General features: G+C 64.2%; 23 protein-coding genes. 8 read left to right on the top strand and 15 right to left on the bottom strand.

The annotated features are described in order from the left end of the window. Positions 1-29 precede the first annotated feature (29 nt). On the bottom strand, positions 30-635 hold the full coding sequence (locus FJ443_RS05740; protein WP_140498058.1) for a TetR/AcrR family transcriptional regulator: 606 nt from the start codon (positions 633-635) through the stop codon (positions 30-32). Positions 636-755: 120 nt separating this feature from the next. Between FJ443_RS05740 and FJ443_RS05745 the strand changes: the two genes are divergently transcribed. Beyond that, the gene (locus FJ443_RS05745; RefSeq protein WP_140663057.1) at positions 756-1,979 is read left to right on the top strand and encodes an MFS transporter; all 1,224 of its coding nucleotides are present in this window, start codon (positions 756-758) and stop codon (positions 1,977-1,979) included. Positions 1,980-2,029: 50 nt separating this feature from the next. On the opposite strand, the gene ribB is transcribed toward FJ443_RS05745, so the two are convergent. Both ribB and aroC read right to left on the bottom strand, forming a co-directional pair. Then, a complete protein-coding gene (gene ribB, locus FJ443_RS05750) occupies positions 2,030-3,130 on the bottom strand; it encodes a 3,4-dihydroxy-2-butanone-4-phosphate synthase (protein ID WP_140514808.1) in 1,101 nt (366 codons plus the stop codon). 117 nt (positions 3,131-3,247) lie between these two features. After that, positions 3,248-4,369, bottom strand: coding sequence for a chorismate synthase (gene aroC, locus FJ443_RS05755; RefSeq protein ID WP_140520814.1), 1,122 nt, complete (start codon positions 4,367-4,369; stop codon positions 3,248-3,250). Positions 4,370-4,551: 182 nt separating this feature from the next. On the opposite strand from aroC, the gene FJ443_RS05760 reads away from it, so the two are divergent. Further along, a complete protein-coding gene (locus tag FJ443_RS05760; protein WP_140663059.1) occupies positions 4,552-4,812 on the top strand; it encodes a DUF1344 domain-containing protein in 261 nt (86 codons plus the stop codon). Between the two features lie 106 nt (positions 4,813-4,918). On the opposite strand, the gene FJ443_RS05765 is transcribed toward FJ443_RS05760, so the two are convergent. From FJ443_RS05765 to FJ443_RS05780, 4 genes are all read right to left on the bottom strand, one after another. Then, the gene (locus tag FJ443_RS05765) at positions 4,919-5,506 is read right to left on the bottom strand and encodes a histidine phosphatase family protein (RefSeq protein ID WP_140559375.1); all 588 of its coding nucleotides are present in this window, start codon (positions 5,504-5,506) and stop codon (positions 4,919-4,921) included. A gap of 51 nt (positions 5,507-5,557) precedes the next feature. Beyond that, entirely contained in the window at positions 5,558-6,376 is an 819-nt protein-coding gene (gene fabI / locus FJ443_RS05770; RefSeq protein WP_140514802.1) for an enoyl-ACP reductase FabI, read from the bottom strand. Between the two features lie 105 nt (positions 6,377-6,481). Beyond that, positions 6,482-7,429, bottom strand: coding sequence for a DnaJ C-terminal domain-containing protein (locus FJ443_RS05775; RefSeq protein ID WP_140580765.1), 948 nt, complete (start codon positions 7,427-7,429; stop codon positions 6,482-6,484). 98 nt (positions 7,430-7,527) lie between these two features. Further along, positions 7,528-7,989 (bottom strand): RT0821/Lpp0805 family surface protein, encoded by a 462-nt coding sequence (locus FJ443_RS05780; RefSeq protein ID WP_140498041.1) that lies wholly within the window; start codon positions 7,987-7,989, stop codon positions 7,528-7,530. A 40-nt stretch (positions 7,990-8,029) separates the two neighbouring features. On the opposite strand from FJ443_RS05780, the gene pdxH reads away from it, so the two are divergent. Next, positions 8,030-8,647 carry a pyridoxamine 5'-phosphate oxidase gene (pdxH, locus tag FJ443_RS05785; protein ID WP_140498039.1) on the top strand — a complete coding sequence of 206 codons (618 nt, stop codon included), beginning with the start codon at positions 8,030-8,032 and terminating at the stop codon, positions 8,645-8,647. Positions 8,648-8,787: 140 nt separating this feature from the next. Here pdxH and FJ443_RS05790 read toward each other — a convergent pair whose 3' ends face one another. Both FJ443_RS05790 and FJ443_RS05795 read right to left on the bottom strand, forming a co-directional pair. Then, entirely contained in the window at positions 8,788-9,537 is a 750-nt protein-coding gene (locus FJ443_RS05790; protein WP_140520816.1) for a crotonase/enoyl-CoA hydratase family protein, read from the bottom strand. Between the two features lie 19 nt (positions 9,538-9,556). Beyond that, entirely contained in the window at positions 9,557-11,326 is a 1,770-nt protein-coding gene (locus tag FJ443_RS05795; protein WP_140663060.1) for an acyl-CoA dehydrogenase, read from the bottom strand. Positions 11,327-11,553: 227 nt separating this feature from the next. Here FJ443_RS05795 and FJ443_RS05800 point away from each other — a divergent pair, with 227 nt between their 5' ends. Then, a complete protein-coding gene (locus FJ443_RS05800; RefSeq protein WP_140663062.1) occupies positions 11,554-11,790 on the top strand; it encodes a hypothetical protein in 237 nt (78 codons plus the stop codon). Between the two features lie 372 nt (positions 11,791-12,162). Then, positions 12,163-13,278 carry a glycoside hydrolase family 25 protein gene (locus FJ443_RS05805; RefSeq protein WP_140663386.1) on the top strand — a complete coding sequence of 372 codons (1,116 nt, stop codon included), beginning with the start codon at positions 12,163-12,165 and terminating at the stop codon, positions 13,276-13,278. A 24-nt stretch (positions 13,279-13,302) separates the two neighbouring features. On the opposite strand, the gene purD is transcribed toward FJ443_RS05805, so the two are convergent. Beyond that, positions 13,303-14,586 carry a phosphoribosylamine--glycine ligase gene (purD, locus tag FJ443_RS05810; protein ID WP_140559370.1) on the bottom strand — a complete coding sequence of 428 codons (1,284 nt, stop codon included), beginning with the start codon at positions 14,584-14,586 and terminating at the stop codon, positions 13,303-13,305. A gap of 159 nt (positions 14,587-14,745) precedes the next feature. Next, entirely contained in the window at positions 14,746-15,567 is an 822-nt protein-coding gene (locus tag FJ443_RS05815; protein ID WP_140558219.1) for a phytanoyl-CoA dioxygenase family protein, read from the bottom strand. A gap of 91 nt (positions 15,568-15,658) precedes the next feature. Here FJ443_RS05815 and FJ443_RS05820 point away from each other — a divergent pair, with 91 nt between their 5' ends. Further along, positions 15,659-16,570: a LysR family transcriptional regulator gene (locus FJ443_RS05820; protein ID WP_140558220.1), complete on the top strand. Its 912-nt coding sequence runs from the start codon at positions 15,659-15,661 to the stop codon at positions 16,568-16,570. Between the two features lie 68 nt (positions 16,571-16,638). Continuing rightward, entirely contained in the window at positions 16,639-17,622 is a 984-nt protein-coding gene (gene ubiA, locus FJ443_RS05825; RefSeq protein WP_181175075.1) for a 4-hydroxybenzoate octaprenyltransferase, read from the top strand. Positions 17,623-17,697: 75 nt separating this feature from the next. Here ubiA and FJ443_RS05830 read toward each other — a convergent pair whose 3' ends face one another. From FJ443_RS05830 to FJ443_RS05840, 3 genes are all read right to left on the bottom strand, one after another. Beyond that, the gene (locus tag FJ443_RS05830; RefSeq protein ID WP_140498020.1) at positions 17,698-18,264 is read right to left on the bottom strand and encodes a DUF6101 family protein; all 567 of its coding nucleotides are present in this window, start codon (positions 18,262-18,264) and stop codon (positions 17,698-17,700) included. 182 nt (positions 18,265-18,446) lie between these two features. Continuing rightward, complete coding sequence (locus FJ443_RS05835) at positions 18,447-19,877, bottom strand: FAD-binding oxidoreductase (protein ID WP_140663064.1); 1,431 nt, start codon at positions 19,875-19,877, stop codon at positions 18,447-18,449. A 10-nt stretch (positions 19,878-19,887) separates the two neighbouring features. Continuing rightward, the gene (locus tag FJ443_RS05840; protein WP_181175072.1) at positions 19,888-20,862 is read right to left on the bottom strand and encodes an L-threonylcarbamoyladenylate synthase; all 975 of its coding nucleotides are present in this window, start codon (positions 20,860-20,862) and stop codon (positions 19,888-19,890) included. Between the two features lie 162 nt (positions 20,863-21,024). Between FJ443_RS05840 and FJ443_RS05845 the strand changes: the two genes are divergently transcribed. Next, the gene (locus FJ443_RS05845; RefSeq protein WP_140629210.1) at positions 21,025-21,474 is read left to right on the top strand and encodes a hypothetical protein; all 450 of its coding nucleotides are present in this window, start codon (positions 21,025-21,027) and stop codon (positions 21,472-21,474) included. 87 nt (positions 21,475-21,561) lie between these two features. On the opposite strand, the gene glyS is transcribed toward FJ443_RS05845, so the two are convergent. After that, positions 21,562-23,862: a glycine--tRNA ligase subunit beta gene (gene glyS, locus FJ443_RS05850; protein WP_140558229.1), complete on the bottom strand. Its 2,301-nt coding sequence runs from the start codon at positions 23,860-23,862 to the stop codon at positions 21,562-21,564. Positions 23,863-23,951 lie beyond the last annotated feature (89 nt).

The following is a 23,951-nucleotide window of genomic DNA, read 5'->3' on the forward strand; positions in this document are numbered from 1 at the left end:
CGCAGCGCGCTGCCGGCGGCCTGCCGTCGTCAGGCGGCTCCGGCATCCTTCCTCAACAATCCTTCGAGCAGTTGCTTGAATGCCGCCACCACGGTCTTCGACGTCGCTTCCGGGTCGTTCGAATTGGCGATCCGCTGCGCCGCCTGGCTGCTCGCCCCGTTGATCAGCCGTGCCGCGGTCTCGGGGTCTACGCCCGGGACAACCACCCCGTCGCCCTGCAGCGTCGTCAGGTGATCGGTCATCGACGCGACGCAGGCATTGGCGTTCGGCCATTGCGCGGGATCCCCCAGCACGGCCGGACCGTCCCGAAACATGATGCGCTGGATTTCCGGCTCCAGCGCCATTTCGATGTAGCTCGTGCATTCGTCGACGAAGCTTTGCCAGCGGGTCGGTGCTTTCGCTGCAACCTCATTCACCCGTGCCGCCATCTCGGCGTCTATCTCGGCGATAACCGCCTGCAAAAGCCCCTTCTTGTCCCCGAAATGATGATAGAGCGCACCGCGCGTCAGCCCGGCCGATGCGGTGAAATCATCCATCGATGCCTCGGCATAACCGATCGTTCCGAACGCATGCCGGGCCGCGGCAATCAATTTGGCGCGCGTTTCGGCGATCATTTCCCTGCGGGGCTTGTGCATCTCTTCTGGCCTTATCCACATACGTCACGTATGCCAATTGACATACGCGACGTATGATCTATTTAGTATTCATACGCATCGTATGTAATTTCCGAATCGCCTTTTGTCGAGGAACGGACCATGCAGAACCCCTATTCCGAGATCTTTCGAGCCCCTGGCGCCAAGGGCTTTGCCGCTGCAGGCTTCATGGCGCGCCTGCCGGTCGCCATGGCGCCGATCGGCATCGTGGCGATGCTGTCGCAGACGCGTGGCGAATACTGGCTGGCGGGTGCCGTCTCGGCGACATTCGCGCTGGCCAACGCTTTCCTGGCGCCGCAGATCTCCAGGCTGGTCGACCGCCTCGGCCAGACATGGATCGTCGTGCCCACCACCATCATCTCCGTGCTGGCATTCCTGCTGCTGATTGCGTCGGCCAATCAGGATTGGCCGGTATGGACAATGTTCGTGTCGGCGCTGCTGGCAGCGGCCATGCCCAGCATGCCGGCAATGGTGCGCGCGCGCTGGACCGAGCTTTTTCGCGGCCGGCCGGAGATGAACACCGCCTTCGCCTTCGAATCGGCGGCCGACGAACTGGTCTATATCGCCGGCGCGTCGCTGTCGGTGGGCCTCAGTGCGGCGCTGTTTCCGGAAGCAGGCATGCTGGCGAGCACGTTGTTTCTCGCTTTGGGCTCGATAGCATTCATCCTGCAGCGATCGACCGAGCCGAAAGTGCGGCCGGTGGACCATGGTTCGACTGGCTCGGCAATCCGCCTGCGGCCGGTACAGATCATCACCTTCGCCCTAATCTTCATCGGCGCGACCTTCGCGACGACGGAAGTGAGCACCGTGGCGATCACCAACGAGTTCGGCCAAGCCGGTGCCGCAAGCCTGGTGATCGGCGTCTATGCGCTGGGATCGTTCGTGTTGGGCATCGTGGTCGGCGCGCTCAACCTCAAGACGCCGCTACAGCGCCAGCTGACCGTCGCGGTCGCCATCATCGCAGTCAGCACGATTTTGCCGCTCACCGCCGACAGCGTGCCGATTTTGGCGCTGACCGTCTTCATCAGCGGCGTGGCGATCTCGCCGACTTTCATCACGGCATTCGGCCTGATCGAACGGCATGTGCCGGAAGCGATGCTGACCGAGGGCATTACCTGGGTGACAACGGGAATCGGCATCGGCATAGCGCTGGGCTCTTTCGCCGCCGGCGCGGTGGTGGATGCGTTCGGCGCCCAGAACGGGTTCTGGGTCTCGGTGGTCGCGGGCGGCATCGCGCTGGTCACGGTGCTGCTCGGCCAGCGCAGTCTTGCCACTCACAAATGCGAGTTGGATGGGTGTGAAGCGGCCGTCGCTGCCGCGGAATGAACCATGACGCGTCCGGTTCAGCGGATCGGACGCTATTGCCGCCGTCGAACCTAGAGAATCTCGGTCTTGGCGATGTGGATGCCAAAACCTTCGAGGCCGACATAGTGGCGCTCGCGCGAGGCGATCAAATTGATCGAGGAAATGCCGAGATCCTTCAGGATCTGAGCACCGAGCCCGATCTCGCGCCATTCATTCTCGCGGCGGCGCGCCTCTTCGTGGTCCTCCCGGTCGCCGCTCGCCGGCCGGTTGCGCTCCTGGTGGGCGACACCGACCGAGCCCTCGCGCAGATAGACGATGACGCCGCGCTTGCGCTCGCCCATCGCCTTCATGATGGCGTCCAGCCGGTGGCTGGTGCCGAAGACGTCGGTCACCACGTCCTCGGAGTGCAGACGCACAGGCACCTCTTCCCCATCGCGGATGTCGCCGAAGACGACGGCGACATGATGCATGGAATCCCAGGGCAGCGTGTAGGTGAAGACCTGCGCCTTGCCGCCGAGCGTGTCGATCTCGGAGCATGCCACGCGTTCGACCAGTGTTTCCTTGCGTTGCCGATAGGCGATGAGGTCGGCGACCGAGACCTGCTTGAGGCCGTGCTCCTCGGCAAAAGCCGCGACCTGCGGGCCGCGCTTGACGGTGCCGTCATCATTGACCAGTTCCGAGATCACGCCGATCGGCGGCAGGCCGGCGAGCTTGCACAGATCGACGGCCGCCTCGGTATGGCCCGAACGCATAAGCACGCCGCCTTCGCGCGCGATGAGCGGGAAGATGTGGCCGGGGCGGACGAAATCGGAGGCGCCGACATTGCCGTTGGCGAGATTGCGCACGGTCAGCGTGCGGTCGTCAGCTGAAATGCCAGTCGTGGTGCCGTGCTTGAAATCGACGCTAACCGTGAAGGCGGTGGTGTGCGCCGAATCATTGTCGGCGACCATCGGCGCAAGGTTGAGGCGCTTGGCCTCCTCGCGCGGCATCGGCGTGCAGACGATGCCCGAAGTGTTGCGCACGATGAAGGCCATCTTTTCCGGCGTGCAATGGACGGCGGCGACGATCAGGTCGCCCTCGTTCTCGCGCCCGTCATCATCCATGACGACGACGATCTCGCCCCGCTCGAAGGCGCGGATTGCTTCGACGATCTTTTTCTGGTCGTAAGACATGGAAATGCTCGCTTCGCTCGCAAGGGAGTAGGGGAATAGGGCAGTAAGGGAGTAAGGGAGTAAGGGAAAGGAAAAATTGCTCGTCTCGCGGGCAGCTTAACAGACTGCCCTACTGCCCTACTGCCCTACTGCCCTACTGCCTTCCTTGCCTGTCTGTCCTCGGTGCCGCAGATAATGGTCGGCGATTGCGCAGGCAACCATCGCCTCGCCGATCGGTACGGCGCGAATGCCCACACACGGATCATGGCGACCCTTGGTCATCACTTCGACGTCGTTGCCGTCCTTGTCGATCGACTTCCGGGGCGTCAGGATTGAAGACGTCGGCTTGACGGCGAAGCGGGCGATGATCGCCTGGCCGGTCGAGATGCCGCCAAGGATGCCGCCGGCATTGTTGGACAGGAACACCGGCTGGCCGTCATTGCCGATGCGCATCTCGTCGGCATTCTGTTCGCCGGTGATGCGGGCGGCCTCGAAGCCGTTGCCGATCTCGACGCCCTTGACGGCGTTGATCGACATCAGGCCTGACGCGATATCCTGGTCGAGCTTTGCGTAGATCGGCGCGCCGAGGCCGGCCGGAACGCCGTCGGCGACGATCTCGATCACGGCGCCGACGGAGGAACCCGCCTTGCGGATGCCGTCGAGATAGCTCGTGAAAACGGGAACGGACGCCGGATCCGGAGTGAAGAACGGATTGTCCGCGTCGCCAATGAAATTCCAGTTCCAGTTGGCGCGGTCGATCGACTTCTCGCCCATCGATACCAGTGCACCGCGCACCACCATGCCCGGCACGACCTTGCGGGCGAGGGCTCCGGCAGCGACCCGAGCCGCGGTCTCGCGCGCCGAGGATCGGCCGCCGCCGCGATAGTCGCGCACGCCGTATTTGACGTCATAGGTGTAGTCCGCATGGCCCGGCCTGTACTGGCGGGCGATCTCTCCATAGTCCTTCGAGCGCTGGTCGACATTCTCGATCAGCATGGAGATCGGCGTACCTGTCGTGATCATCGTCTCGCCGTCATCGTCAAGGATGAAGCCCGACAGCACCTTCACTTCGTCAGGCTCACGGCGCTGTGTGACGAAGCGCGACTGGCCGGGCCGGCGCTTGTCGAGTTCGGCCTGGATTTCGTCACGCGTGAAGCGGATGCCGGGTGGGCAGCCGTCGACCACGCAGCCCAATGCGGCCCCATGGCTTTCGCCCCAGGTGGTGACGCGGAAAAGATGGCCGAACGTATTGTGAGACATCGCAAAGTGCCCTGCCCGGCATCGGAGCCGACTGAAGCCTGCCTTCTATTGGCGTTTTCCACAGGGGTCAAACCGTGATCTTCGGATTTAGTTTTGACACATTCGATTGGTTTCTGCTCTGCTCCATTCGCCGTTGAGGATCCGCCGCTACCCATGCCGGCGCAATACCAAAGAGGACGATGATGCCTACCCTGATTGGCGCTGTTGCCGCCACATTCCTGCTTTGCACCGCCGCTTTCGCCGGGCAGACCGAAGGCCTGATCAAGAAGATCGACAAGGACGCGCTGACCCTGACGCTGGACGACGGCAAATCCTACAAGCTGAACGCGGAAACCGATCTCGACGCGCTGAAGCCCGGCATGGACATCGTCATCGCCTATGACGTGACCAATGGCGAAAACGTGGTCACCGATATGCAGTTGCCTGACAGCGACTCCGACTAGGCTTCCAATGCAAATCGGCTGTTCGGCGTTTGTTGAGCCGTTACAGCCGTTTTATGCACCCCGCAACCGGCAGCCTGCATGAGCCTTCCTGGATCGTGCCGGGTCCCTAAAGCCACCCCAGGCTGTCGCCTTCCAGCTTGAGCACGCGGTCCTGCGGTATCGCCAGCTTCGCCGCATCGTTCTCGGCCATGTCAAGCACGAAGCGAAACAAGGTGCGCATGACGCCGCCATGCGTCACGCAGACTGTCTGGCGCTCGAGCGCGTCGAACCACGGCTTTACCCGTTCGAGCAGCATCTGGTAGCTCTCGGCATCTTTGCCCGGCGGCTGAAAGTTCCATTTGTCCAGCGCACGCGTCCTGCTCGCACCCGGAAATTGCGTCTCCAACTCGGCAAAGGTGAAACCCTGCCAATCGCCGAAATTCACTTCAACAAGGCGGGGGTCGGTCCCGTAGGCAGCCGGGTCGAGCTTCATGGCGGCGCGAATGCGCTCCATGGTCTCGCGCGTGCGCCGCATCGGGCTGGCGACGAAATCGAACTCTGCGGGATTGGAGATCAGGTCAGCCAGCCGATGCCCGTTTGCGCTCGCCTGCTCGCGGCCGAGCGCGTTGATGTCGGTATCGGCCTGCCCCTGAAGCCGGAATTCGGCATTCCACGCGGTCTGGCCGTGGCGCACGATATAAACCAGCGGGTACATCAGGTCTTCCGGAGGTCGGGCCAGGGCCTGGGCGGAGGATAGGCGGAGGAGTTAATCCTTGACTGTCGAAATGTCAGGTGCGTCGACCGCCTTCATGCCGACGACGTGATAGCCGGAATCGACATGATGCACTTCGCCGGTGACGCCGCGCGACAGGTCGGACAGGAAATAGACGCCGGAATCGCCGACCTCTTCCTGGGTGACCGTCTGCTTCAGCGGCGAATTGTACTCGTTCCACTTCAGGATGTAGCGGAAGTCACCAATGCCGGAAGCGGCCAGCGTCTTGATCGGGCCCGCCGAGATCGCGTTGACGCGGATCTTCTTGGCGCCGAGATCGACGGCGAGGTAACGCACGCTGGCCTCGAGTGCGGCCTTGGCGACGCCCATGACGTTGTAATGCGGCATCACCTTTTCGGCGCCGTAATAGGTCAGCGTCAAAAGCGAACCGCCATCGGTCATCAGCGCCTCGGCGCGCTTGGCGATGGTGGTGAAGGAATAGACCGAAATATCCATCGTGCGCAGGAAATTATCGCGCGTCGTCTCGACATAGCGGCCGGTCAGTTCGTCCTTGTCGGAAAAAGCGATGGCATGGACGAGGAAGTCGAGCTTGCCCCAATGATTGGCGACATTTGCGAAAACGTCGTCGAGGCTCGCCGGATCGGTCACATCGCAATGGCCGGCGACAAAGGCGCCGAGTTCCGCAGCCAGTGGCTCGACCCGCTTCTTGAACGCTTCACCCTGATAGGTCAGCGCGATCTCGGCGCCGTGGTCGACGCATGCCTTGGCGATGCCGTAGGCGATCGACCTGTTGTTGGCGACGCCGAGGATCAGGCCGCGTTTGCCGGCCATCAGGCCCTGTCCACCCGCCATATGCGTGCTCTCCGCAAGATTTCTTATTTGTGGAGAGCCCTATCGCACAGGCACAGAGCCCCTTCAAGCGCTCAAACGGGACAGTTCGGGGACAAGAGCCGCCAATCAGCCTTTTTGGCTGCGCAACAGCCCTTCGAGCGCGCTGTCGCCGCCTTCTGGCAGCATGATGCGCACATGGGCGTAGAGATCACCGTGGCCGCCGGCCTTTTCCGGCAGGCCCCTGCCCTTCAGGCGCAGGACCTTGTCCGAGCTCGACCAGGCGGGAACGTTGACCGCGAGCTTGCCGGTCGGCGTTTCTACGGCCACCTTGGCGCCAAGCACGGCATCGGCCAGCCCCACCGGCAAATCGGCATGCAGGTCGCGGCCCTCCAGGCGGTAGCGCGGATGCCGGCGGAAGCGGATCTTGACCAACGCGTCGCCGGGCTGGCCCGGCCCTTGCTCGCCCTGCCCCTTCAGCCGGATGGTCTGCCCGTCCTCGACATAGGCCGGCAGCTTGACCGCCACCTTGCGGCCGTCAGGGAACATCGCCGTGACCTTTTCAGCGTTCGCCGCTTCCTCGATGGTGATGTCGAGCGTGACATTCAGGTCGGCGGCGGTTGCCGGCTGGCGGCGGTCACCCATTCCTGCCCCGCTTTGGCCGGGGCCGCGCGACCCGGAGAAGACGTCGCCAAAAATCTGGCTGAAGATATCGCTGTTGCCGTCGAACGGATCGCCGCCCGGGCGTCCGGAGCGGAACTCGAATCGCGAACCGCCGGCTCCCTGCTGCTGGCGGCGAAAACCGGCGAAGGGGTCACCGCCACCGGGGGCGCCCTCGAAGCCCTGGAAACGCGGCTTGCCGTCGGCGTCGATCTCGCCCCGATCGAAAGCGGCGCGGGTCTTCTCGTCCCCGACGATCTCATAGGCCTGATTGGCCGCGGCAAAACGGTCCTTCGCCTTGGGATCATTCGGATTCTGGTCCGGATGATGCTTCTTGGCGAGTTTGCGGTACGCCGATTTTATGTCCTTGGCCGATGCGTTCTTTGCAACGCCCAGCACCTCATAGGGGTCGCGCATGCTTCCTGCCCTGGAGAAAGAGTGAGTCCATAGTCGCCTCTTATATGCGCTCGCATAGGAAGAAATTCCAGTGCTGGACGTTATTCAAAGGTGGAAGCTCAAAGCGCCCTGAAGTCCTGCATGCGCCAGCCGCCGGCGCTGGCCAGGCAAAGTTCGCCCGCGAACATGGCAACGCCGTCAAAGCTTTCGCGCGAAGCCTTGAAGCGGCGGCAGGTCTGACCCCCGTCCTTCAATTCCGCCAGTTCGGTGATGGAGCCGCGCGAACCCGTACCGGCATTGGCCCACGGCACGGCTTGACCGCCGAGCTGCTCGATGTCGGCGGAGGACACCGCGTTGCCGATCGTCGTCTGGTCGGAATCGCGGTCCGAATCGGCCGACGCGGCTGGAGCCGAAATGCTGCCGGTCAGGATCGAGCGATCGACCTCGGCTTTTTGCAGGCTGAAGCCGCCCGCGCCACATGCGGCAAGCGGCAAGGCAATCATCACGATCGCGGCTTTGGCGCTGGCTGAAGCAAATAGGCTGCCTTGCCTGCTGTCAAAAGCTTGCGCGATACGCGACAATCGGCAACCTCCCCTGTTTGATGAAAATTTGAGAAAAACTATGAGTGAGACTGAGTTAACAAGCGGTGACTTTACCGAGGCCGCCGAGCCGTTTCGCCTTTTTGCCGCATGGCTGGACGACGCCACCAAAAGCGAAATGAACGACCCCAACGGCGTGGCGTTGGCAACCGTCGATGCCGAGGGCATGCCGGATGTGCGGATGGTGCTGCTCAAGGGCTTCGATGAGAGCGGCTTTGTGTTCTACACGAATTTCGAAAGCGCCAAGGGCCGGGAGATCCTAGGCAGCATGAAGGCGGCGATGTGCTTCCACTGGAAATCGCTGCGCCGCCAGGTGCGCGTGCGCGGGCCGGTGGAGATCGTCAGCGATGCCGAGGCCGACGCCTATTACGCGACACGGCCGCGCGGCAGCCGCATCGGCGCCTGGGCCTCGAAACAGTCGCGGCCGCTGGAAAGCCGGTTCGCGCTGGAAAAGGCGGTGGCCGAATACACGGCCCGCTACGCCATCGGCGAGATTCCGCGCCCAAAACACTGGTCGGGTTTCCGCATCGTGCCGAAGACGATCGAGTTCTGGCACGACAGGCCGTTTCGGCTGCATGACCGCGTGGTGTTTTCGCGCAATGCCGGGGGCGGTTGGGAGAAGACGCGGCTTTATCCCTGAGTTTGTAAACTAGCGCCGACATCCTCACTGCGCCTAGCCCGGGCTGGCCAGTGGCGACCGAGGCACGCGGGATAGGTCGGCGCTCCACCCCACCCGACCCTGCGGGCCGACCTCCCCATCTAAGGGAGGCGGGGGCCGAACTATTTTTTTCTGGTCATGAATGCCGTCAGTGCAGCGCGGGCTTCGTCCGATTTCAGCCGCTCGCGAAAATGCTCGCTTTCCACGTTGATGCGGGCGACGAGGTCCTCGCGAGAGCCGCGCATCAGGTCGCGCGCGATCCTGAGCGCCTGCGGCGGCTTGGCGGCGATCTGGCCGGCGGCCGCCAGAACCGACGCCTCCAGCGCTCCTTCCTCGACAACTTCGTAGATCAGACCAGCGGCCTTGGCGCGTTCGGCCGAGAAGCCTTCGCCAAGGCCGAGCAGCGCGAACGCGCCCTGCTGGCCCAGGATGCGCGGCGCCAGCAGGCTCGATCCCGCTTCGGGCACAAGGCCGAGGTCGACGAAGGGTGTCCTGAACACGGTGCGCGGCGTGGCGAAGGTCAGGTCGCAGTGCAAATTGAGCGTGGTGCCGATGCCGACCGCGATGCCGTCGACACCGGAGACGATGGGTTTTGCGACCCTGGCCAGCGCCATCAGGAAATCCCAGACTTCCGTGCCGCCTTCGCCGCCAGTGGCGACGACCATGAAATCGGCGAGGTCGTTGCCGGAGGAGAAGGCACCGGGCACGCCGAGAAAGACATGGACGCGAATTGCCGGATCCGCATCCCCTTCGGCCAAGGTTTGCGACATCTTGGCGTACATGGCGCGCGTCAGCGCGTTCTTCTTGTCCGGGCGGTTTATGCGGATGATCTGGATGGCGCCCTGGCGCTCGACGAGGATATGGTCTGTCACGGTTCTTTCCTTGTGAACGTCAGGCGGAGATCAATGTCTTGCCGGCAGCGGCGAGGCTTGCGGCGCCGTCGACAACGCGCTCCTTCAAGGCACTTGTCTCGCCGAGCAGGTTTTCGGCGAAAAAGCGGCAAAGGGCGACGCGGCCGTGATCGGCAACGGCGCCCCGCGCCAAGTAGGCGCCGCCGGCTGCAAGCGAGACCAGCCGGAGATAGGGTGTCGCGCCGGCAAGCGCCTCGCCAGTCCGGCCATCGGCCGACAGTTTTTGCAGGAAACGTGTCGCTTGCGTCAGATCGTCGAGCCCGCGGTCGAGAGCATCGGCCGTATGGCCAAACCCTTCGAGATTCGATGTCCGCACGGCGCTGGCGACAGCGGCAAGCTCGGCGATGAAGCCGTGCACATGCTCGCCGCCGCCGAGCGGCAGTTTTCGGGTCACCAGATCGATCGCCTGGATGCCGTTGGTGCCCTCGTAGATCGGCGCGATGCGGGCGTCGCGATAGAGTGCCGCAGCCCCCGTCTCCTCGATGAAACCCATGCCGCCATGGACCTGGACGCCAAGCGAGGCGACCTCGACGCCGATATCGGTCGAAAAAGCCTTGGCAAGCGGCGTCAACAGGTTGGCCCGGTCGCGCCAATGCGCCGCCTGGTCACCAGACGATACGCGCGCCAGGTCGATGGCATGGGCACAGGAATAGCTGATCGCCCGCGCGATCTGCGTCAGCGCCTTCATGGTCAGGAGATTGCGCTGCACGTCGGGGTGATGGACGATCGGCGCCATGCCGGCGCCGGCGTAATCCGCCGCCTTGCCCTGGCGGCGCTCATTGGCATAGGCGATCGCCTTCTGGGTCGCGGCTTCCGCGACCGCCACGCCCTGCATCCCGACGGCGAGGCGGGCATTGTTCATCATGGTGAACATGCAGGCCAGCCCCTTGTTCTCCTCGCCGATCAGCCATCCGATGGCGCCGGGCTTGGCGCCCTGAAAACCGTCGCCATAGATCATGGTGCAGGTCGGCGAGGCATGGATGCCGAGCTTGTGCTCGAGGCCCGAACAGAAGACGTCGTTGCGTGCGCCAGGCAAGCCGTCCGCGCCGACCAGGAATTTCGGCACCAGGAAGAGCGAGATGCCGCGCGTGCCCGCAGGCGCGTCAGGCAGCCGCGCCAGTACCAGATGGACGATATTGTCGGTGAGATCATGCTCGCCATAGGTGATGAATATCTTCTGGCCGAAGATGCGGTAGGTGCCGTCGCGGGCCGGTTCGGCGCGCGTGCGCAAGGCAGCGAGGTCCGAGCCGGCCTGCGGCTCAGTCAGGTTCATCGTGCCCATCCACTCGCCGGAGACGAGCTTTGCGAGATACTTGGCCTTGAGCTCTTCCGAAGCGTGCTTGTCGAGCGCCTCGACCGCACCCATGGTCAGCGTCGGGCCAATGCCGAAGGCCATGGCGGCGGAATTCCACATTTCGAGCGCGGCGACCCCGAGCATGGTCGGAAGCGCCTGCCCGCCATATCCTTCCGGGCCGGAGAGCGCGTTCCAGCCGCCGTCGATCCAGCGGCGATAAAGTTCCTTCCAGCCCGGCGGCATGGTCACTGCCGCGTCCTTCAGCACCGCGCCATGCTCGTCGCCGATCTTGTAGAGCGGCGCGACCTCTTCGGTGGCGAAGCGGCCGGCCTCGCTAAGAACGGCGTCGACGAGATCCTCGCCGAGATCGCCGAACGTGCCGTCATCGAGGGCAGGCTTCAGGCCGGCCACATGCTTGAGGGTGAACGCGATGTCCTCGACCGGTGCCAGATACATGCCGCTCGCTCCTCCTGATGCATCGGCCAGGCTGATCCTAGGACCTGAGTGGGACCTGCTTGCCACACACCGTATTCGCCTTTGGGCGATCGCCCATCTTCTTTTTACGTAAACGTCAAATTTTGTCACGCTGATTTTGTAATCGCGCCGGCTCGTATTAAATGCGATGGACGCCGGGTCAAAATCGACCGGCAACAGACCAGAACCAGCCGACTGGAAACCAACTCATGCTTGCCAGACCTGACGCCTACCGTTGTATCGAGTGCGGCCTGCCCTACCGGGCGGCGGGGTTCTCATACTATCACGGTGAATTGGAAAACGGCGCCGCCTATTGGTCGGATCGCGGTATATTGTGCTCGCCGAAATGCTCGCTCGCCCATCATCGCAAACGCGCGGCCGAAGGCACGCTGCCGCAACAGCCCGCGCCGGATCCGTTTGAATTCCGGCCGTTCATCCGGCGGTGAGCGCTGAACCATCGATGACATGATGCCAAGCGAACAGACCGCTATTTGCCCTTACCAAAACAGCGCTGCCCTCCATTGACGAGGCTGCCGCCGTCCGTCTTTCCATCGGGGATCGGATCGCCTTGGCGGAAACGATTGTGAATCCACCGAAAGCAAATGGAACGTTGCGCGCACCGTCAACCGTTACAAACGGCCTGTCGTGGAATCTTCGATAATCTCGCACTTGGCGGCTGTTCCCTGAAGGCCACTTCGGTCCGGGCCCGAAGTAAATCCTTAACCATAGCGGTCCAGGATTTGCCTTTGATCAACGGGGATTCCTGTTTGAAGAGAACGGCGCATCTTCTTCGCCGCCCAGCGATCGCTCTCGCGGCGATGATGGCGCTGACACCGGCGGCAAGGGCCTCGGATTTCTCCGAGCCGTGGAAAAGTGCCGACCGGGCGCTTGTCGTCGATGCCTACGAATACAATTCCATCGACTGGGCACAGCTTGCCACGGACAAGCGCGTCGTCGGCTTCATCAACAAAGCCTCCGACGGCATGTCGCCGCCCTATTCCTGCTCCGGAGACGATACCGAGGTCAAACTCTGCAAGGCACTGTGGAAACGCCATGCGGTGACGCGCGAACTGTTCCAGACGCGCAAGGTGGTCGCCAAGGCGCTCGGCCTGAAATGGGGCGCCTATCACCTCGCCCGCCCCGGCAATCCAGTCGAGCAGGCCAATAATTTCCTTGATTTCGCCGATCCCGCGCCGGACGACCTCATGGCCCTCGACATCGAAGGCATCGATCCCGCGCAATGGATGTCGCTCGACGACGCCGAGGCGTTCGTGCGCCAGGTGCATCGGCGCATCGGCCGCTTCCCGGTACTCTACACCAATGGCAAGACTGCCCAGTATATCGCCGACAACAGCTACAAATACCGGCTGCTGTCGCGGCTGCCGCTCTGGTACGCGCGCTACAAGCCTGACATCGACGTGCATTTTCCCATCGGCAACTGGCAAGGCTATGCGCTCTGGCAGTTTTCGGCGCAGGCCAATTGCGGCCGCTTCCGTTGCCCCTACAGGGTAGCCGGGACGCCGGACGACATCGACGTCAACATCGCGCCGACAGATGCCGCCACGCTGCGCCAGCAATGGCCGTTCGGCGGGCTGATCGACGTGCCTGCGGATTATCTCGCCAGCGTACCGGTGCCGCTCTCGCGCGAAGCCGCTTTGGCCGGCAAGACCACCCTCATCTACGCCGATGTGGCGACGCCGCCGAGTTTCGGGGAAATGGTCGCGGTGCTTGGTTCGCGCTGGTCGAAATTCCGCGACGGGTTCCGCATGCCTGTCGTGAAGACGGTGCCGCGGCGGCCGATCTTCGGCATCGTCCAATATGTCTCCTGGAAGCGCACCGGGCAGCGTACCCCAGCGCAACTCGACGCCGCCTTCGCTGCGGCGGCGGACCCGGTGAGCACCGCTTCTACCGAACCCGACCGCGGCAAACGCTGAATTTGTGCGACCGGATGCTTGCGGTCAGCTTGCTCCTGCCGCTTCGCGCGCCACGGCCTGCCAGCCAATGTCGCGGCGGCAGAAGCCCTGCGGCCAGTCGATACGGTCGAGCGCGGCATAGGCCTTCTCCTGCGCCTCGCCGACAGTCGCGCCGACCGCGGTGACGTTCAAGACGCGACCGCCATTGGCGACCAGCGCACCGCCATTGATGGCGGTGCCGGCATGGAAAATCTGGGCGCCTTCGCTGGCAGCCTCATCGAGCCCGCGAATGACCGAGCCTTTTTCGGGCGTGCCGGGATAGCCTCTCGCGGCCATGACGACGGTCAGTGCCGCCTCGTCGCTCCAGCGCGCCGACATGTGCGCGAGTTGGCCATCGACGGCGGCATTGAGCAGCACCAGCAGGTCGTCCTTCAGCCGCATCATCAGCACCTGGCATTCGGGGTCGCCGAAGCGGGTGTTGTATTCGATCAGCTTCGGCCCTTTGTCCGTAATCATCAGCCCGGCGAAGAGAATGCCGGCGAACGGTGCACCTGTTGCAGCCATGCCGCGCATGGTCGGTTCGACGATCTCGCGCATGGTGCGCTCCACCATCTGGGGCGTCATCACCGGGGCCGGCGAATAGGCGCCCATGCCGCCTGTGTTGGGGCCGACATCGCCATCGCCGACGCGCTTGTGATCCTGCGCGGTGCCGAAGGGCAGTGCTGTAGTGCCGTCGCACAGGCAGAAGAAGCTGGCCTCCTCGCCGGTCAGAAACTCCTCGACCACGACTTCCGCACCGGCGGTGCCGAAAGAACCGTCGAAACAGGCGTCGAGCGCGGCCAGCGCCTCATCCATCGTCATTGCGACAGTGACGCCCTTGCCCGCGGCAAGGCCGTCGGCCTTGATGACGATCGGGGTGCCCATCTTCTCGACATAGGCCTTGGCCGATGCCAGGTCCGCGAAACGGCCATAGGCGGCGGTGGGGATATCGTATCTGGCGCAAAGATCCTTGGTGAAGCCCTTCGATCCTTCGAGCCGCGCCGCCGCTCGCGACGGGCCAAAGACGCGGATGCCCCAGCCACGCAGATCGTCTGATATGCCGGCCACCAGCGGCCCTTCCGGCCCGACCACGACGAGGCCGATTTCTCTGTCCTTGCAGAAGGCGGCGATAGCGGAATGATCGGCGATGTCGAGCTTGACCAGCTCTGCCTCGCGGCCGATGCCAGGATTGCCGGGCGCGGCATAGAGCTTGGTGAGCAACGGCGACGCGGCGATCTTCCAGGCGAGCGCATGTTCGCGGCCGCCGGAGCCGAGAAGAAGAACGTTCATGGCCACCTCTTGATGCCTGTAATCTTCCAGAGAACCCGCTATTGCTCTCTGGACGACGGGTCAAGGCATCCGGGCGCTTTGATCGGAATTGCGCACGGGAACGTTACCCCTGCCCGAAAATCGGCGGCGGAGACCGTCGCCGATTTTCTGGAAAGCGCTTCAGCTCTGGAAAACGATCGGGAACCAGTCCTCGCGCAGCTTCTGCCCCGGCTGCATGCCATGGCCATGATAGGGCGGCGAGGTGCGCCCCGGCCGTTCGACATAGTGGGCGTCGTCGCCGACCCAGCGCAGCGAAAGCGCCCGCCGCCGCGCCGCAGTGAGGTTGCCGCGTGCGCCATGCGCTGTCCTGAAATCGAACAGGATAGCATCGCCCGGCTCCATTTCCCATTCAAGCACCTCCAGCGAGGAGTCCGTGTCTGGATCCGGCACCGGCAGGTAGTCACCCTCGTCGCCATAGAAATTGCTGTCGTCGAGCCAGCGCACCGGCAGGATCATCTTGTCCCATTTGTGCGAGCCGGCAATCAGCCGCAGCGTTGCCTCCTTTACAGGGTCGATAGGGATCCAGAAGCTCACTGTCTGCCGGCCGTCGACAAAATAATAGGGGATGTCCTGATGCCAGGGCGTCGGCTTCTGCGTGCCCGGTTCCTTGACCAGGACATGATCGTGGAAGAACTGCGCCGTGCGCGACCGCATCACCGCGGCCGCCAGTTCGGCCGCCGGCGATTCGCGCACCAGCTCGACGAATTCTGGAATGCGTTCCCAGTTGCAGTAGTCGTCGAAGAAGCTGCCGCGGCCATTGGCGATATCCGATGCGGTGGCGCTGCGGTTTTGCATGTTCCGCTCGATGCCGGCGGCGATCGTTTCGACCCAGTCCTTGAAAGCGCCGCGGATGCAGACAGCGCCGTCGCGCTGGTAATCCGCTATTGTCCGCGCATCGATCAAGCCTGTGTCGATCGCGCGAGGTGCGGTCTGGGAAGCCATGGCATTCTCCTTTCAGGGATCGATGCCACTATCGCAAGCCTCTTTCATTCAGTAAAATAATAACTTCTCATCTGTCACATAGTGCCACTCTATGAGTCTGACCCTAACGCAGCTGCGCTATCTGGTTGCCGTCGCTCGCCACGGCAGCGTTACCGGCGCGGCCAGGGCGCTGAACGTCTCACAGCCGTCCATTTCGGTGGCGATCGACGCGGTCGAACAGGATTTCGGCCAGAAACTCTTCGTGCGCCAGCGCGGAAGCGGCGTTTCGCTGACATCCTTCGGCCGCGCCGTGGTGGCCAAGGCGAAACAGGTCCTTGCCGAGACGGACGAGCTCATCGGTCTCGGCTCGCGCAAGTCGGCGCTCGGGGGCGAACTGGTGCTCGGATGCTTCGAAGATCTGGCGCCTTATTTCGCGCCGGCCCTGATCCGCGCCTTCTCGGAACGCCATCCTGAGGTTGCAGTGATCGTGCGCGACGAGACCTTCGAGACGCTCGGGCGGCGCCTCGGCGATGCCGCCGTCGACCTCGGGCTCACCTATGATCTTGGGCTGCCTTCGCATTTCGCCCGCATCCTGCTGCATGAGCTCAGGCCGCACGCGCTTTTGCCGGCTGGACACGCGCTGGCGGATCGTCCCGATGTCAGCCTGGCCGATCTGGCCGCCTATCCGCTGATCACGACGGACCAGCCGCATAGCTGGCAGCACATGCTGGACCTGTTCCGCAGCCGTGGCCTGTCGCCGGTCGCCGACAGGCAGACAAGCTCGTTCGAACTCCAGCGCAGCATGGTGGCCAACGGCTTCGGCGTCGCCGTCAGTTACACGAGGCCGCATGGCGACCGCAGCTATGACGGCTTGCCTCTCGTCTGCAAGCCGCTTTCCGATCCGCTGCCCATGCAGCGCATCATCCTCACCCATGACACGCACCAGCGCCTGCCCAATGCCGTGCTGGCCTTCGTCGACGTGGCAAAGAGCTGGTTCTCCGCCCGCGACATCTTCGCCTCCTGAAGCGCTGACGAATGCCACTGCCCTGCTCGCCGCTTGACGGTTTGCGCGGCTGCTGCCACTCCATCGTCATGGAAACGGTTCAGTCGAAAGCAGCCCAGGGCCGCGTCGCCGACGCGCCGAACGGCCATTGGGTCTACCGCGTGCTGCCGCGGCCGATATGGCCCTACGCACAGCTTGCCCGATGGGACCGGCCGATCGGCTGGCAGTTGCTTTTGTGGCCGTGCTGGTGGTCCGCGGCTCTCGCGGCCAGCGCCTACCCGCGCCCGGGCGATCCGCTGCTTTCACTGCTGCCGGCGCCCTTGTATCTCGTGCTGTTCCTGGCCGGCGCCATCGCCATGCGCGGCGCCGGCTGCACCTACAACGACTTGGCTGACGAAGACATCGACAATCAGGTCGAGCGCACGCGCTCGCGGCCGCTTCCGTCGGGCAAGGTCACGCGGCGTGGGGCGTGGCTGTTTGTCATCCTGCAGGCACTGGTCGGACTTGCCGTGCTCTTGCAGTTCAACAGCTTCGCCGTCCTGCTCGGCGTCTGCTCGCTGGCCATCGTCGCCATCTATCCATTCATGAAGCGGATCACCAACTGGCCGCAACTGGTTCTCGGCCTTGCCTTTTCCTGGGGCGCGCTGATGGGATGGGCGGTTGAGTTCGGCGACCTCGACGGGCCGGCCGTCATGCTCTATCTCGGCTCGATCCTGTGGGTGATCGGCTACGACACGATCTATGCGCACCAGGACAAGGAAGACGACGCCATCGTCGGCGTACGCTCGACCGCGCGCCTGTTCGGCGACAATACCAAGTCGTGGCTGGCCGGGCTTTACGGCGGCGCGCTTGTCTGCTTCGCCATCGCCTTCGCGTCAGCGCAGGCCCCTGTCGTGGCTCTGGCCGGACTTATCGCCGCCGGCGCCCACATGGCGCGGCAGATCCTGGTGCTGGATGTCGACAATCCGGATCAATGCCTGCGGCTGTTCAGGTCGAACAACCAGGTCGGCTGGCTGATCTTCCTCGGCCTCATCGGCGGCGCGCTGTGGGTGGCGCTGAAGCCACTGGTGTAGTTTTCTTTTCCTTCTCCCCGTTTACGGAGAGAAGGTGGCGCTAGCCGGCGCCAGCCTTCCAGACAGAATTTCAGCCTATTCGCGCGCGATGATCTCCTCGCCGCCGATCACCAGCCTGAGACCGAGGTCACCCGCCCTGCGGCGGGCGAGGAAGCGCGGGCGGCGCATGGTCGAAACGCGGCCCTTGCGGCGGTCCTGCGGCGGCAGCGTCTTGATGGCCGCGCCGAGCGATTCCTCCAGCGTGCGGGCGATGCCGTCCGATTCGATCAACAGCATCGGCAGGCGATAGGCGTCGGCCCAGGCGCGCCAGTCGGCGGCGACGTCGTCGAGATCGTCGGCCACCAGCAGCGGCACCGACAGCATCGGATCATTGTGCAGGAGTTCCAAAGTCACCGTGACGTTACCTTCCGGGTCCTCCATCGCGCGGGCGGCAACGCCGCGGAACGCATTGGCGGGCAGAGCGATGATTGCCGGTACGCCGCTCATCTCGAGCAGGCGGCGGATCACGGCGCCACGGTGGTCGATGGTGAAGGTCACGTCGCCATAGTCGTCGCGCGTGGCGTAGCTTACCACCTGCGGCAGGCGGAATGGGTCGAGGCGCATGTTGCGTCCCGCCCAGACTGGCTTCAGTCCAGTGTTCATTGAATGCCTTCCTGTTTCTCCTGAGAGCCGGTGTCCGGTTCTCTCCGGGCCAGTTTTCCCGGCCTCGTTATGGGGAAACAGTAGCGCGGCCTCCTTACCGCCGCGCTTAAGAAAGTCGGTTAAATTTTGCTGATCACGGGGATGGTTATCGGAATGCGACCGAGCGCTTGAATCCGAAAGGATCAGATAACCTTACCAGGATTCATGATGCCGGCCGGGTCGAAGGCCTGCTTGACCCTGCGCATCAGGTCTATCGCCATCGGCGGGGCGGTGGCGATCAGTTCGTCCCGCTTCAACTGGCCGATGCCGTGCTCGGCCGAGATCGAGCCGTGGAAGGAGCGCACGACGTCGTGCACGGCCTTGTTCATGGGGTGGTAGAGATCGAGGAACGCCTGGTCGTCGCCGTCGACTGGCCGCGAGATGTTATAGTGGAGATTGCCGTCGCCCATATGGCCGAAGCAGACCACGCGCGCTCCGGGGCTGACCGAAGCCACCGCGCCGGCGGCCTCTTCGATGAAACGTGGGATCGATGCCACCGGGACCGAAATGTCATGCTTGATCGAGGCGCCCTCGGGCTTCTGCGCGTCGGGCAGCACCTCGCGAAAATTCCAGAAGGCATCGCCTTGCGCAAGGCTGGCCGCGATCACCGCATCGCCGACGATTTCCTGTTCCAGCCCGGCCCCGAGCACGTCCTCGATCAAGGCCCTGGCATCCTCCGGTGAACGGCCGGACGAGATCTGCATCAGCACATACCACGGCCAATCCTGCGCCAGCGGCCGCACCACGCCCTGGGCATGCGCCAGCGTGAAATCGTAGGGCCGCTTGCCGATCAGTTCGAAGGCGGTGAGCGCGGCGCCGGCGCGGTCCGTCGCCAGGCTGAACAGCGACAGCGCCGCCTCGGCCGACGGCAGGCCGACGAACGCGACCTCGCGACCTTTCGGCTTCGGGAACAGTTTCAGCACGGCGGCGGTGATGATGCCGAGCGTGCCTTCGGCGCCGACGAACAGGTTCTTGAGGTCGTAGCCGGTATTGTCCTTCTTCAGCTTGCGCAGATCGTCGAACACTTCGCCGGTCGGCAACACCACCTCGACGCCGAGGCAGAGCTCGCGTGCATTGCCATAGGCCAGCACGCCGGTGCCGCCGGCATTGGAGGAAAGGTTGCCGCCGATCTGGCAGGAGCCCTGCGCGGCCAGCGACAGCGGAAACAGCCGGTCTGCGGCATCGGCCGCTTCCTGCAACGTCTGCAAGATGACGCCGGCCTCCGCCGTCACGGTGTTGGACAAGACATCGATCTCGCGGATGCGGTTCAGCCGCGACAGGGACAGCACGATCTCGCGGCCGGACCTGTCCGGCACCTGGGCGCCGACCAACCCGGTATTGCCGCTTTGCGGCACGATTGGCGTTGCCGTCTCGGTCGCCAGCCGCAGGATCCGGCTGACCTCCTCGACGCTGCCTGGCCGCAGCACGAGCGATGTCGCGCCATGCCATAGCCCGCGCCGTTCGGTGATGTAGGGTGCTATATCGCGCTGGTCGCGCAACGCGTATTTTTCGCCTACGATCGCCGCGAAGCGGTCGATGAGAGCGGTGTCGGGAATCTCGGCGATGTCGGTCATGTGCGCGAAACTAGGTTGGCGGCAAGCTATTGTCACGCGGCGCGGCGGCCCGTGAAAGCCGATCGTTGATCGCTTCGCCGAGCCCGTCGAAGGGAACGGGTTCCACGGCGATGGTCCGCGCGCCGCTGCGATCGAGTTGCTGCATGTAGGCGAAAAGATTGCTCGCCGCTTCGCGCAGGTCACCGGCCTCGGACAGATTGAGGCAGGCGGCCGCCTTTTGCCAGCCTTCGGCGCGACGTTTGCCGAAGGCCAGCAGCGCCTCGCCTTCGCCGACGGTCCCGGCGTTGAGCCGCACCGCGGCGTCAGGCGCATAGTGCGAGGCAAGCATGCCCGGCGCCTCGACACCGGCGTCGGCGCCGCGCAACAGGTCCATGCCGACGACCGCCTCGATTTCCTGGGCGGCAATGCCGCCGGGCCTCAGCAGACGCAATTTTCCCTCTTCGGCTTTGACGATGGTCGATTCCAGCCCGACCGGCGTCGCGCCGCCATCGACGACCAGCTTTATGCGTGCGCCGAGATCAGCCGCCACGGCCTGCGCCGTCGTCGCGCTGATCCTGCCGGAGGAATTGGCGCTGGGAGCCGCAAGCGGCCGGCCAAGCCTTGCAATCAGGTCGCCGCCAAAGCCCCTCGGCATGCGCAAGGCGATCGTGTCGAGCCCGGCGCTGACCAGCGGATGAATGCCGTTGCCGGGCCGCTGCGGCAGCACCAGCGTCAAAGGACCCGGCCAGAACGCAAGCGCCAATTTCCTCGACAGCGGATCGAACAAAGCAATGCGCTCGGCCATCGCCATGTCTGCGACATGGGCGATCAGAGGGTTGAAGCGCGGCCGACCCTTGGCCTCGAAGATACGCGCCACGCCAACGCCGTTGGTGGCGTCGCCGGCGAGCCCATAGACGGTCTCGGTCGGAATGGCGACCACCTCGCCGCTTTCAAGCAGCGCCAATGCCCGTTCCATCGCCTCGCCGACGGCAAGAATTTCAGCCACTCTCGTCACCTCACGAATGCCGGCTGCGTAGTACGATGGCGTCCAAGGGGCAAGCCCGTCCCTTGGCGATTCACCAATCCCTAAAATGCTACGGTTCCGTGAAAGCCGGCATCAATTCCGACCCGCTATCGTGCGGCTTCCGGGTAATGGGGAGCTTTCATCGTGTCTGTGCGTATTTGGGGAACGCTTGCTATCACTCTGGCGGCGATGGCCGGCGGGGCCCAGGCTTCCTCCCTGGTCTTTCCCGGCGCGCCGTCCGCAACGCCGTCCATTGTCACGCTGGAGGCAGCCGATGCTGCCAAGGCAGGCGATATGCGGTCGGTCACCGCGCTCGGTGAACCTGACGTCACCTATGAAAAGGTGGCGGCGATCCCGAACGCGCCTGAGGCGCGGCACGGCTTCCTGCAAAACCCGATGATCATTCGCGGCGGTATCGTCGGCAGCGCCTTCTCGACGCCCACGCAGGCCAAGGTGCCGGCCACTGCCCCTGCAACCGCCACCGCTTCGACGGCACCGGCGGCGAATGGGCAGAAGACCCCGGCGACATCACCGGCAGCCGCGCCGGCGGCGGCAGCGCAGCAGCCCGTCCCTGGAGTCGGCAAGCTCAAGTAGCGGCTGTCTTGACGTCGGTCCGGCGTCCGGCACCATTGCCGGACAGGCCGCTTTTGCGCCGTGGACGAGTGTCGCCGCCTGAAGTCTCTAGCCCGCGATCTTGGAGAAATCCGCAACCTGGTCGGTGGCCGCGCGGATGCGGGCGAGCAGCGCCAATCGATTGGCGCGCACGGCCTGATCCTCATCATTCACGAGAACGCGTTCAAAGAATGAATCAACCGGTTCGCGCAAAACGCTAAGCGCCAGCATGGCGGCGGAAAAGTCTTCGTTTTGAATCGCTTCGCCGGCTTGCTTCTCGGCCTGATTCACCGCCGCGAACAGCGATTTCTCGGCATCCTCGCGGAACAGCGCGGGCTCGACGGTTTCGGCGATCGCCGTTTTCTTCTTCTCCTCGGCAGCCAAAATATTGGCCGCGCGCTTGGTGCCGGCAAGCAGGTTCTTGCCGTTCTCGGTGTCGAGGAAAGTGCCGAGCGCCTCGACGCGGCGTACGATCTGCAGCAGGTCATCCGACTGCGGCGTGATGACAGCGTCGATCAGGTCGTGGCGAGCGCCCTGATCGCGCAGGTAGACTTTCAGGCGGTCGTGGAAGAAGGCGAGGAGGTCTCGGACCTGATCCGTACTGCCAACCGTGTAATTCATGGAGGCGCTGCCGAAGATCGTCGTCAGCCCCAGTCGAATGCGGTTCTCGACCAAAATCCTCACCACGCCGAGCGCAGCGCGGCGCAGCGCGTAAGGATCCTTCGAGCCGGTCGGTTTTTCATCGATGGCCCAGAAGCCGACAAGCGTATCCAGCTTGTCGGCGAGCGCGACGGCGATCGACACCGGATCGCTCGGCACGTAATCGGACGGCCCCTGCGGTTTGTAGTGCTCTTCGATGGCTGCCGCCACGGACGGATGCTCGCCCTGGAGCAACGCGTATTTGCGGCCCATGGCGCCCTGCAATTCGGGAAACTCGCCGACCACTTCGGTGGTCAGATCGGCCTTGGCGAGAACCGCGGCGCGAGCGGCGAGCGCGGGATCGGCGCCGACGAGCGGCGCCAGTTCCTCCGCCAATCGCCTGATCCGCTCCACGCGCGCGCCCTGCGTGCCAAGCTTGGCATGGAAGGTCACATTGAGGTGGTCGAGGCGCGCGATGCGCTGGTCGAGAGGCTTCTTCAGGTCAAGCCCGAACTTTCTCGCCGACGCCTCGAGCTCGGCGAGATCGGGCAGATCGCCCTGGTCGGTCGTCCAGAAATAGAGCGCGTCGGAGAGGCGCGCGCGCACCACCTTGCCGTTGCCCTGGGCGATCTCCTTGCCGCCGTCGCTCGCCTCGATGTTGGCGGTGAGGATGAAGCGGTTGGAAAGTTCGCTGATCTCCCCCCTTGAGGGGGAGATGCCCGGCAGGGCAGAGGGGGTCGTCTCATGTGGAGCGCCGGCGTCCTCTGTGTGCGAAAGGGAGTCGCGTCCCGTCGTGCCGACCCCCTCTGTCGGCTTCGCCGACATCTCCCCCTCGAGGGGGGAGATTGGGCGCGATGTCACAAAGCACTTCTGGTTGGCGCGGATGGTCAGGCGGATCACCTCGGCCGGAATGGCCAGGAAAGCGTCTTCGAACGCGCCCATCAGCACGACAGGCCATTCCACCAGCCCGGACACCTCTTCCAAAAGCCCCTCGTCCTCGACCAGATCCAGCCCGTTGGCGAAAGCGAGGTTGCGGGCATCGGCAAGGATGATCTCCTTGCGCCGGTCGGCGTCGAGCACGACCTTGGCCGCTTCCAGCTTGCTTACATAATCGTCGAAGCGGCGCACGGTGATTTCGCCGGGCGCGTGAAAGCGGTGGCCGTAAGTGACATTGCCCGAACGGATGCCGTCGATCTCGAAATCGACCACGACCGGCTCCTCGGTTTCCGGACCGAAGGTGCACAGGATCGATTGCAGCGGCCGTACCCAGCGCAGCGAGCCGGGCTTGGCCGAGGCCGGCCCCCAACGCATCGATTTCGGCCACGGGAAATTGCGGATGATGTCAGGCACCAGCCCGGCGATGATCTCTTCCGCCGCCCTGCCCGGCTTCGAGACATGGGCGACGTAGAAATCGCCTTTCTTCGGGTCGGAATGGACGTGTGCCTCGGCGACCGAGGAAAGCCCGGCCTTGCGCAGGAAGCCCTGGACCGCCTGTTCCGGCGCCGTCGTCGACGGCCCCTTGATCTCCTCGCGGATATCCTTCGAGCGCGCGGTCAGGCCCCTGATGTCGAGCGCCAGTCGCCGCGGTGTCCAGTACTCGCGCGCCGCCTCGTAGGTCAGCCCTGCCTCGACCAGGCCGTCGGTCAGCATCTTCCTCAGATCGCCCGCCGCCTTGCGCTGCATGCGGGCCGGGATTTCCTCGGAGCGAAGTTCGAGCAAAAGATCCGGCATCAGAGTGTCTCCGCCCGCATGCCATTTTCCTGTTCGCGCGTCCTCGCGCCTCCGGCGCTGCGGGCGCGCGGCTGGGCCGGGATTTCCTC

This window comes from Mesorhizobium sp. B2-6-1 (genome assembly GCF_006440475.1).
Classification (GTDB): domain Bacteria; phylum Pseudomonadota; class Alphaproteobacteria; order Rhizobiales; family Rhizobiaceae; genus Mesorhizobium.